Source organism: Trinickia sp., from assembly GCF_051961175.1.
GTDB lineage: Bacteria > Pseudomonadota > Gammaproteobacteria > Burkholderiales > Burkholderiaceae > Trinickia.
Genome location: NZ_JBQCDN010000301.1, coordinates 1 through 9621 on the forward strand (window position 1 = coordinate 1; position 9621 = coordinate 9621).

Here is a 9621-nt window from a genome sequence, read left to right on the forward strand (position 1 = left end):
AATCCGATGCCTTATGCATCATCCCTTCCGGATCCATCGTGATCGGCTGCAAATACACCGCGCCGATTTCCATGCCGCCCTGCACCTGGGGCTTGCCGATCGGATATTCGGCCGCCGACGCCGCCAACGCGGTCATCGCCGCCACGGCTGCCACGCCGCTCAGAATCCAGGTGGAACGCTGCATCGAAAACTCCTGTTTTTGCCTTATTCGAATGTCCCATGGCGAAGCGCACGATGCGATTCGCCGAAACGCCGACAGATCGACGCGGCGCCTGTGCTGTCGGGGCAACGGCGATGCCGGTGCTCACACGAGAACACGAACGCAAATGCGAACGATTATCAATCAGACGTAAGTGTACACGAAGCCAGTACTAGTGTCCTGTCCCGTAAGTTCTTTGATAAATGAAATTGTCCATTTGGCCGTCAGGCAAGAAGCGAGAAGGCGCCATAGCCGTAGCTATGGCAACGACGAGCGACGCCGCCTGGCGGTCAAATGGGCGATTTCATATCAAAGGAACTTGCGGGACAGGGCACTAGGACCAAGTGACCATGGGACGCACAGGGTCGGGCGGCCGACCCTCTTCTCAAGCCGCGCCGGGAACCGAATCGCCGACGTTCGCCCCGAACACGCGCTCGCGCAGCACGGCCAGTTGATCGCGCGCCGCCGCGGCCTTTTCGAATTCGAGATTCTTGGCGTGCTCCATCATCTGCTTCTCGAGCCGCTTCAGTTCCTTGGCGAGATCCTTCTCGGACATGTCCTCGAACTTCGCGCGCTGCTGCATCTCCTTGAGTTCGGCTCTCGCCTCGTCGGCGTTGTACACGCCGTCGATGATGTCCTTGACCTTCTTGACGACGCCACGCGGCGTAATGCCCATTTTCTCGTTGTGCGCGATCTGCTTGGCGCGCCGCCGCTCGGTTTCATCAATCGCGCGCCGCATCGAATCGGTAATGCGATCGGCATAGAGGATCGCGGTGCCATTCACGTTGCGCGCCGCCCGGCCGATCGTCTGGATCAGCGAACGCTCCGCGCGCAAAAAGCCTTCCTTGTCCGAATCGAGAATCGCCACGAGCGAGACTTCGGGGATATCAAGCCCTTCGCGCAGCAAGTTGATGCCGACAAGCACGTCGAACGCCCCGAGCCGCAGATCCCGAATGATTTCGACGCGCTCGACGGTATCGATATCGCTGTGCAGATAGCGCACCTTGACCCCGTGATCGGCCAGAAACTCCGTAAGCTGCTCGGCCATGCGCTTGGTCAGCACAGTCACGAGCACGCGCTCGTTCACGGCAACACGCGCGTTGATCTCGCTGAGCACGTCATCCACCTGCGTGCGCGCGGGCCGCACTTGCACCGCCGGATCGACGAGCCCCGTCGGCCGCACCACTTGCTCGACCACCTGCCCCGTCTGCTTCTTTTCGTAATCGGCCGGCGTAGCCGACACGAAGACGGCCTGCCGCATCTTGCGCTCGAACTCGGGAAACTTCAGCGGCCGGTTGTCGAGTGCCGACGGGAGCCGAAAACCATACTGCACGAGGTTTTCCTTGCGCGAGCGGTCGCCGTTGTACATCGCATTGAGCTGTCCGATCAGCACGTGCGATTCGTCGAGCAGCATCACCGCGTCCGGCGGCAGATAATCGACGAGTGTCGGCGGCGGCTCGCCCGGCGCGGCGCCCGAGAAGTGGCGCGTGTAATTCTCGATGCCCTTGCAAAAGCCGAGCTCCTGTAGCATTTCGAGGTCGAAACGCGTGCGCTGCTCGAGACGCTGCGCCTCAACCAACTTGCCTTCCGCGTAAAAGAACTCCAGACGCTCCCGCAGTTCCGCCTTGATCGTCTCAACCGCACGCATCACCGTTTCGCGCGGCGTCACGTAGTGCGAGGACGGATAGACGGTGAAGCGCGGAATCTTTTGCCGCACGCGCCCTGTCAGCGGATCGAACAGCTGCAGCGATTCCACTTCGTCGTCGAACAGCTCGATCCGCACCGCCATCTCGGCATGCTCGGCCGGAAAGACGTCGATCGTATCGCCGCGCACGCGGAACGCCCCCCGCTGAAAATCCGCCTCGTTGCGGTTGTATTGCATGGCGATCAATCGAGCGATGACTTCGCGCTGCCCAAGCTTATCGCCCGTGCGCAGCGTCAGAATCATCTGGTGGTATTCGCTCGGATTGCCGATACCGTAGATCGCGGAGACGGTGGCCACGATTACCACGTCGCGCCGCTCCATCAGGCTCTTGGTGGCCGACAGCCGCATCTGCTCGATATGCTCGTTGATCGAAGAGTCCTTCTCGATGAACAAGTCGCGCTGCGGAACGTACGCTTCCGGCTGATAGTAGTCGTAGTACGACACGAAGTACTCGACGGCGTTGCGCGGAAAGAACTCGCGAAACTCCGAGTACAGCTGCGCGGCGAGCGTCTTGTTCGGCGCGAACACGATCGCCGGGCGGCCGAGCCGGGCGATCACGTTCGCCATCGTGAACGTCTTGCCCGAGCCCGTTACGCCGAGCAGCGTCTGGTACGACAAACCGTCTTCGATGCCTTCGACAAGCTGCGCGATGGCGCTCGGCTGATCGCCAGCCGGCGGATACGGTTGGTAGAGATGGAACGGCGAACGCTCGAATTCGACGAACTTCGATTCGTCGAGGGCGTCTGCGGTATGGGGCTGGGCTTCGGACATGGAATGGGCGCTTCCTTCGCCGACAAAAGACCTATTTTAGCGTTTCGCGCCCGCTCAGGCAGCGGACTAGTACGCCTCGCCGCCGGCCCGCCCTTGGCTGCGGATCGAGGCCGGTGTTGAGCGGACATTTCGATGGCTACCGAAAAAAAGCGCATGACCGTTCACGCACTTATGCAAAGAATGCATCAAAAGCGCGCAAACAGAGAGGCTGGATTCGTTACAATCATGCATTCCGCGCCCGCCGGGCCGACGACGACCGTCGGCCGACTATCTGCCGCGCAGCAGCGGCGGATATGAATGACGGACCCAGCGCTTGCCGTTTCTGTTTCTTACTACCGCCGAAAGACACCATGTCCCTGTTCTCCGCTGTCGAACTCGCTCCCCGCGACCCGATCCTCGGCCTCAATGAGGCTTTCAACGCCGATACCCGCCCGACCAAGGTCAACCTTGGCGTGGGCGTCTATACGAACGAGGAAGGCAAGATCCCGCTGCTGCGCGCCGTTCGCGAAGCGGAACAAGCGCGCGTCGAACAGGCGCTGCCGCGCGGCTACCTGCCGATCGAAGGGATCGCCGCTTACGACGCCTCGGTTCAAAAGCTGCTGCTGGGCGATGCGTCGCCGCTGATCGCCGCGGGCCGTGTCGTCACCGCGCAGGCGCTCGGTGGAACAGGCGCGCTGAAGATCGGCGCCGATTTCCTGAAGCGCGTGAACCCGAACGCGAAGGTCGCGATCAGCGATCCGAGCTGGGAAAACCACCGCGCGCTGTTCGAAAGCGCGGGCTTCGAAGTGGTTGCTTACCCCTACTACGATGCGCAGACGCATGGCGTCAATTTCGACGCAATGCTCGCCGCGCTGAACAGCTACGCGGCCGGCACCGTCATCGTGCTGCACGCCTGCTGCCATAACCCGACCGGCGTCGATTTGAGCGAAGCCCAGTGGCAGCAAATCGTCGAGGTGGTGAAGGCGCGCAATCTCGTGCCGTTCCTCGACATCGCCTACCAAGGCTTCGGCGACGGCATCGATTCCGACGCGGCCGCCGTGCGTCTGTTCGCCGCGGCGGAATTGAACGTGTTCGTGTCGTCGTCGTTCTCGAAGTCGTTCTCGCTGTACGGCGAACGCGTCGGCGCGCTGTCGATCATCACCGACAGCAAGGACGAAGCCACGCGCGTGCTGTCGCAGCTGAAGCGTGTCATCCGCACGAACTATTCGAACCCGCCGACGCACGGCGGCGCGATCGTGGCAACGGTGCTCGGCACGCCCGCACTGCGCGCGATGTGGGAGCAGGAACTCGGCGAGATGCGCGAGCGCATTCGCGCGATGCGCGGCGGCCTCGTCGATCGCCTCAAGAGCGCCGGCGTCAACCGCGATTTCAGCTTCGTGAACGCGCAGCGCGGCATGTTCTCCTACTCGGGCTTGAACTCGGCCCAGGTGGATCGCCTGCGTGAAGAATTCGGCATTTACGCCGTCGGCACGGGCCGGATCTGCGTGGCCGCATTGAACACGCGCAACATCGATACGGTGGCGAACGCCATTGCCCAAGTGCTGAAGTAATACCGCGCAACGCGGATGGCGCCGCGCACAGCGCGGCGCCATGATGCGGATGCCCATGGCGCTCCTTCGAGGGCGCCATATTCTTTTTTGCAGCCCGTTGAACCGCGGGCTCGCCGCCCCAGCGGCCGACTCGCTTGTCCGACTCGCTTGTCCGACTCGCTTGTCCGACTCGCTTGTCCGACTCGCTTGTCCGACTCGCTTGTCCGACTCGCTTGTCCGGCTCGCTTGTCCGATCGGGGGCCGTTGACTCAATCCGGACCCCCGCCCTATCCCTGCTCGCCCCCTTCTGCGTCGCGCCTGCCCCCTCAAGGTCGATCGCGATGGATATCGTGCGTGGTGAATCCGGCGTCGTTATCGGGCATGTCCAGCCAGCCGGGTTGGGCCAGACTGTCGCGGATGTCGCGCAAGCCGCAGTCCCAGTGCGAGTTCATCGTCGAAAAGCCGAATTGATAGTCCTTGTAGTTGCCATCGAACTCCTTATCGCGGTAGATGAGTTGGAAGACGTTGTACCGGTGCGATGACGATAACTCCTCGGCCAGCTTGCACCATGGATCGTCCCGGTTCTCGGGCGCAACACGCGTAAGCACCTCGCGCAGCACGTGCCGAAAACGTTGCGAGTGTTGCAGCATATCGGTCACGAGGCGCGTACGACTCGAGTACTGGATGTCCTTCATCCGCCCTTGCACATCGGTCAGGTTCGTCGGCACGGGGCCGCGCGCGCTCCATAAATCAACTTGGAATGCCAGCGTATCGCGACGCGGCGTGGATTGAACGACTTCCGAGAGCGGCGTGTTGGACATGAGCCCGCCATCCCAGTAGTACTCGCCATCGATCTCCGTGGCGGCGAACCCGGGCGGCAGCGATCCCGACGCGATAAAATGCTCGGCCCGCAGCTTCGTATGCTGGTTATCGAAATACGCGAAGTTGCCCGTGCCGACGTTGACCGCCGCAATCGAGACGCGTGTCTCGCCTGAATTGATCCGGTCGAAATCGCACAAACGCTCAAGCGTCGATTTCAGCGGCGCGGTGTCATACCAGCTGGCGGTACTCGGCGTGCCCTGCGTGAAGGGCAGCGGCGGCGGCACCCTGGGCACGAAGAACCCCTTTTGGCCATCGACGATCGCACTCAGCGCCTGCATCGTGGTAAAGGCCGTTCGCACCGGCGCGGACGAATCGAAGAACGCGTGCTCCACGGCCGGCGGCAACGCAAACCCGTATGCGGGCTGACATACCGTATCCCAGAACGCCTTCAGTTTCGCCACGCGATGTTCCGGCGCATTGCCGGCGATCAGCGCCGTATTGATCGCACCGATCGAAATCCCCGCAATCCAGTTAGGCACGATGCCGGCTTCATGCAGGCCCTCATAGACGCCCGCCTGGTAGGCTCCTAGCGCCCCGCCGCCCTGCAACACGAGCGCTACCGTCTGATAAGGAGGCAAGGCAAGCGCAGGCGCGGCGCTCGCCGCTCGGCTTGCCGTGTGCCCGACGGTTTCCGCCACTGTCGCGCTTGCGCGAACACGTCCAGCCTTGCGCTCCCCCATCTCGCCTCCTTAGGCCATGTACCAGCCGTGCGACACAATGAACGACTGCCCCGTCAGCGCGGCGCTCGGGAACGTGCTGAGGAACAGCACCGTCTGCGCCACGTCTTCCACGGTGGTGAACACGCCGTCGACCGTCTGGCCGAGCATCACGCGCTTGATCACCTCTTGCTCGGTAATGCCGAGTTCCTTGGCCTGCTCGGGGATCTGCTTATCGACGAGCGGCGTGCGTACGAACCCCGGGCACACGACATGCGAGCGCACGTTATGGGCGGCGCCCTCCTTGGCGAGCACGCGCGAGAGACCAAGCAGCGCATGCTTGGCCGCGACATAGGCGGACTTCAACGGCGAAGCCTCGTGCGAGTGCACCGAGCCCATGTAGATGACAATCCCGCCGCGATCGTCCTTGTACATGTGCTTGAGCGCCGCCTTCGTCGTGAGGAATGCACCGTCGACATGGATGGCCTGCATCTTCTTCCAATCGGAGAAGCTGTAGTTTTCGATCGGGTTGACGATCTGGATCCCTGCATTCGACACGAGGATATCGACCGAACCGAACTGCGCCGCGACTTCGTCAATGCCGCGATTGACGGCCTCTTCGTTCGTCACGTCCATGGCAATACCGATCGCTTTGCCGCCTTGGGCGCAAATTTCCTCGGCGACAGCCTGGGCGCCGGCCAGATTCAAATCGGCGATCGCCACCGATGCGCCTTGCGCCGCCAGCGTGCGTGCGATTTCCTTGCCGATCCCGCTGGCCGCACCCGTCACGACCGCGGCCTTCCCATTCAGACTCGTATTCAACGACGACATTCGTCACCTCTCTAGCGTGCGTGGACAATGACATCATGGCGCGCCGCGCGTGACAACCTGACAGAATTTCATATGCCGTTTGGCCGAACTGGCGCGCCGCGACCGACTTCGCTATTGTGCCCCAACGACTGGCGTCAGCGCGATTCACTGCAAATGGGATTAATCTCTCGTTGTTCGGAACCGCTTCCACATTTCGAGGAGGATGCATGAATTACCGGCGACTCGGCCGTTCGGGCCTGCAAGTGAGCGAACTTTCACTGGGCTCTTGGGTGACCTATGGCAATCAAGTGGATCGGGGTGCCGCACGCGAATCGCTTGCGGCGGCGCGTGACGCAGGCGTGAATTTCTTCGACAACGCCGAGGTCTACGCGGGTGGCAAGGCCGAGGAGATCATGGGCCATGCACTGAAGGAACTCGCCTGGCCGCGCGTGAGCTATGTGGTTTCCACAAAGTTCTATTGGGGTTTGCGCGAAGCGCCCAATCAGTATCACACGCTCAATCGCAAGTATCTGCACAACGCGATCGACGGTTCGCTGGCCCGCCTGCAACTCGATTACGTCGACCTTGTGTTTTGCCATCGGCCCGATCCCAACACGCCGCTCGAAGAAACGGTGTGGGCGATGAGCGACATGATCGCGCGCGGCAAGGCGCTCTATTGGGGCACATCGGAATGGAGCGCCGACGAAATCCGCGCCGCCTACGAAATCGCCGAACGTCATCATCTGCACAAGCCCGTCATGGAGCAGCCGCAGTACAACCTCTTCTGGCGCAAGCGCGTCGAGCAGGAATACAAGCGGCTTTACGACGACATCGGGCTCGGCCTGACGACCTGGAGCCCTCTCGCCTCCGGGCTGTTGACCGGAAAGTACCGCAGCGGCGTCCCCGAGGGCAGCCGCGCTCAGTTGCAAGGCTACGATTGGTTGCGTACGCAACTGACGGATGCGAACAAGAATCAGCGCGTGGCTCAGCTCGAAACGATCGCCCGGGAACTCGGTTGCACCATGGGCCAACTGGCGATCGCCTGGGTGCTGAAGAACCCACACGTCAGCACCGTCATTACGGGCGCATCCCGAGTCGAACAGATCGCGGAAAACATGAAGGCGGCGGAAGTGGCCGCGCGGATCACGCCGGAAATCCAGCAAAGGATCGAGGAAATCGTGGGCGACCTGGCGCAATGATCGCGAGGTGAGGATGCCAGCGCGGCTGTGCGGCACCGTTCGCAACGTACCGGGACGGCTGCCGTACAATACGCGCCCCGTTCGAGTGCTCGAGTGTCATGGCATCGGACGGATGCACCGGCGCCGCTGGCCCCTTGCGCCCGGGCATAACGCCGCCTCCGTCTCACTTGGGCCCCGAACCGTTTTTCGTCCTTATGCTCAGCTACCGCCACGCCTTCCACGCAGGCAACCACGCCGATGTCCTCAAGCACGCTGTCATCGTGCAGTTGTTGCGCTACCTTGGCCAGAAGGAGAAAGCCTATTGGTACATCGACACGCACGCCGGCGCGGGCGTGTACTCGCTGGCCGAAGGCTATGCGACCAAGACGGCCGAGTTCGAAACGGGCATCGCCAAGCTTTGGAAGCGCACCGATTTGCCCGCCGCGTTGGAAGATTATGTCGAGCAAGTGGGCGCGCTCAATGCGGACGGGCAACTGCATTATTACCCCGGCTCGCCGTATCTCGCCTGGCGCCTGATGCGGGAGCAGGACCGGATGCGGCTGTTCGAGTTGCACTCCACCGAGATCGACGTGCTGCGCCACAACTTCCGCGATGCGGGACGGCGGGCGATGCTCTACGCGGGAGACGGTTTTGACGGCATCAAGGCGCTGCTGCCTCCGCCGCCGCGGCGCGCGCTTGTCCTCGTCGATCCCTCGTTCGAAGATAAGCGCGACTACGCGCGCACGATCACCTGCCTCGAGGAGAGCCTGAAACGGTTTGCGACGGGTATGTATGCGGTCTGGTATCCCCAGGTCACACGCGTCGAATCGCAGCGGTTCCCGGAACAATTGAAGCAACTGCAGCAAACAAACTGGCTGCACGCCACGTTGACGGTCAGCCGCCCGCCGGCGGATGGCTATGGGCTGTACGGCAGCGGGATGTTTATTCTCAACCCGCCTTATACGCTCGCGGCCGCGCTGAATGAAACGCTGCCGTATCTCGTCGAGGCACTAGGCCAGGACGAAACGGCGCAATTCACGCTCGAGTCGCGCATCGCTTGATGCGCCCCGCGGGCATAGCCCTTTGGGCCAAGCGCATGGAGATCAAGTGCCGCGGCTGTATTCCCAGCGGCGGCAGCCATTGAATGCGATGCACTACTGCCGATTCCCGCGTGTCGTCCCGCGTGTCATCCGATAGCCCGACCCGGCGGCGGGGGTGGCCGCACCCGCACCCGGCAATGCGATATAGGGTTCGACGATGATCGGGGGCTGCCCGCTCGCGGAATCCGATTGTTCGAGCGTCGGCAGCTGCTGCGCAGGCACCATCGGCGCTCGCGATAACGGGGCATTTTGCAGGACCAGGCCGCTCTTGCCGTCGTGAATGCCAGTCTGCGTATCGAGCACCACGCCGCTTTGGCCATCATGAATGCCCGTTTGCGTGCCGAGCTCCAACGGCTGCCCGTCGGCCATGGCATGTGCCGCGCCCCCCGTAAGGGCGAGATAAGCCGCCGCACGCACAGCAAGGCGCGAGCAAGGCAAGACGTGGAAGCCCATAAGAACCATCCGTGAAGGTGCGCCACGGCACAGGGTGAATGACCCCTGCCGAATATTCACACCTTAGCGCGGCGGCGATATTCGCGCCAGTCGCCTCGTATCTATTTGCCGGCCTGCCGCCTGTTGCCGCAGCCCCGGAGCGCCAGATAAGACAAAGCCTCGCCGAAATTGCGAGGCTTGCAATAGTCCCTTCGTTGCGCCGGTCCAGCGGCGCCGGGCTGTGCCCAGCTTAAGAATCAATAGCCCTGTACTTCGAGCGAACGCAGGCGGCGTTCCAGATCATCGATGTCCGTCGACGATGCGAGGTACTCTTCGCGGCGAGCACGTTCGGCCGATTC

General features: G+C 62.4%; 9 protein-coding genes. 3 read left to right on the forward strand and 6 right to left on the reverse strand.

Annotated elements, in window-relative coordinates; translation table 11 throughout:
* Positions 1-184: iron transporter (locus ACTHL0_RS18170; protein ID WP_440568218.1), on the reverse strand; the 184-nt coding region annotated here is incomplete at its 3' end.
* A 400-nt stretch (positions 185-584) separates the two neighbouring features.
* Positions 585-2675: an excinuclease ABC subunit UvrB gene (gene uvrB, locus ACTHL0_RS18175; RefSeq protein WP_440568219.1), complete on the reverse strand. Its 2091-nt coding sequence runs from the start codon at positions 2673-2675 to the stop codon at positions 585-587.
* Positions 2676-3025: 350 nt separating this feature from the next.
* Between uvrB and ACTHL0_RS18180 the strand changes: the two genes are divergently transcribed.
* The gene (locus ACTHL0_RS18180; protein WP_440568220.1) at positions 3026-4225 is read left to right on the forward strand and encodes an amino acid aminotransferase; all 1200 of its coding nucleotides are present in this window, start codon (positions 3026-3028) and stop codon (positions 4223-4225) included.
* A gap of 305 nt (positions 4226-4530) precedes the next feature.
* Here the strand turns inward: ACTHL0_RS18180 and ACTHL0_RS18185 are convergent, their stop codons facing one another.
* Both ACTHL0_RS18185 and ACTHL0_RS18190 read right to left on the reverse strand, forming a co-directional pair.
* Positions 4531-5766: a DUF3734 domain-containing protein gene (locus tag ACTHL0_RS18185; protein ID WP_440568221.1), complete on the reverse strand. Its 1236-nt coding sequence runs from the start codon at positions 5764-5766 to the stop codon at positions 4531-4533.
* A gap of 9 nt (positions 5767-5775) precedes the next feature.
* The gene (locus ACTHL0_RS18190; RefSeq protein WP_440568223.1) at positions 5776-6573 is read right to left on the reverse strand and encodes a 3-hydroxybutyrate dehydrogenase; all 798 of its coding nucleotides are present in this window, start codon (positions 6571-6573) and stop codon (positions 5776-5778) included.
* A gap of 206 nt (positions 6574-6779) precedes the next feature.
* On the opposite strand from ACTHL0_RS18190, the gene ACTHL0_RS18195 reads away from it, so the two are divergent.
* Together ACTHL0_RS18195 and ACTHL0_RS18200 are read left to right on the forward strand one after the other, a co-directional pair.
* Entirely contained in the window at positions 6780-7751 is a 972-nt protein-coding gene (locus ACTHL0_RS18195; protein ID WP_440568225.1) for a potassium channel beta subunit family protein, read from the forward strand.
* A 194-nt stretch (positions 7752-7945) separates the two neighbouring features.
* Positions 7946-8791, forward strand: a complete 846-nt coding sequence (locus ACTHL0_RS18200) for a 23S rRNA (adenine(2030)-N(6))-methyltransferase RlmJ (RefSeq protein ID WP_440568226.1) — start codon at positions 7946-7948, stop codon at positions 8789-8791.
* Between the two features lie 93 nt (positions 8792-8884).
* On the opposite strand, the gene ACTHL0_RS18205 is transcribed toward ACTHL0_RS18200, so the two are convergent.
* Both ACTHL0_RS18205 and ACTHL0_RS18210 read right to left on the reverse strand, forming a co-directional pair.
* A complete protein-coding gene (locus ACTHL0_RS18205) occupies positions 8885-9283 on the reverse strand; it encodes a hypothetical protein (protein ID WP_440568227.1) in 399 nt (132 codons plus the stop codon).
* 236 nt (positions 9284-9519) lie between these two features.
* Positions 9520-9621 (reverse strand): DUF3563 family protein (locus tag ACTHL0_RS18210; protein ID WP_440568228.1); only part of this gene is annotated, 102 nt, incomplete at its 5' end.

Bases quoted from the DNA above. Each gene is read 5' to 3' on its own strand.
- ACTHL0_RS18200 (WP_440568226.1), top strand. From the start codon at position 7,946: ATGCTCAGCTACCGCCACGCCTTCCACGCAGGCAACCACGCCGATGTC.
- uvrB (WP_440568219.1), bottom strand. From the start codon at position 2,675: ATGTCCGAAGCCCAGCCCCATACCGCAGACGCCCTCGACGAATCGAAG.
- ACTHL0_RS18185 (WP_440568221.1), bottom strand. From the start codon at position 5,766: ATGGGGGAGCGCAAGGCTGGACGTGTTCGCGCAAGCGCGACAGTGGCG.
- ACTHL0_RS18180 (WP_440568220.1), top strand. From the start codon at position 3,026: ATGTCCCTGTTCTCCGCTGTCGAACTCGCTCCCCGCGACCCGATCCTC.
- ACTHL0_RS18190 (WP_440568223.1), bottom strand. From the start codon at position 6,573: ATGTCGTCGTTGAATACGAGTCTGAATGGGAAGGCCGCGGTCGTGACG.
- ACTHL0_RS18195 (WP_440568225.1), top strand. From the start codon at position 6,780: ATGAATTACCGGCGACTCGGCCGTTCGGGCCTGCAAGTGAGCGAACTT.
- ACTHL0_RS18205 (WP_440568227.1), bottom strand. From the start codon at position 9,283: ATGGGCTTCCACGTCTTGCCTTGCTCGCGCCTTGCTGTGCGTGCGGCG.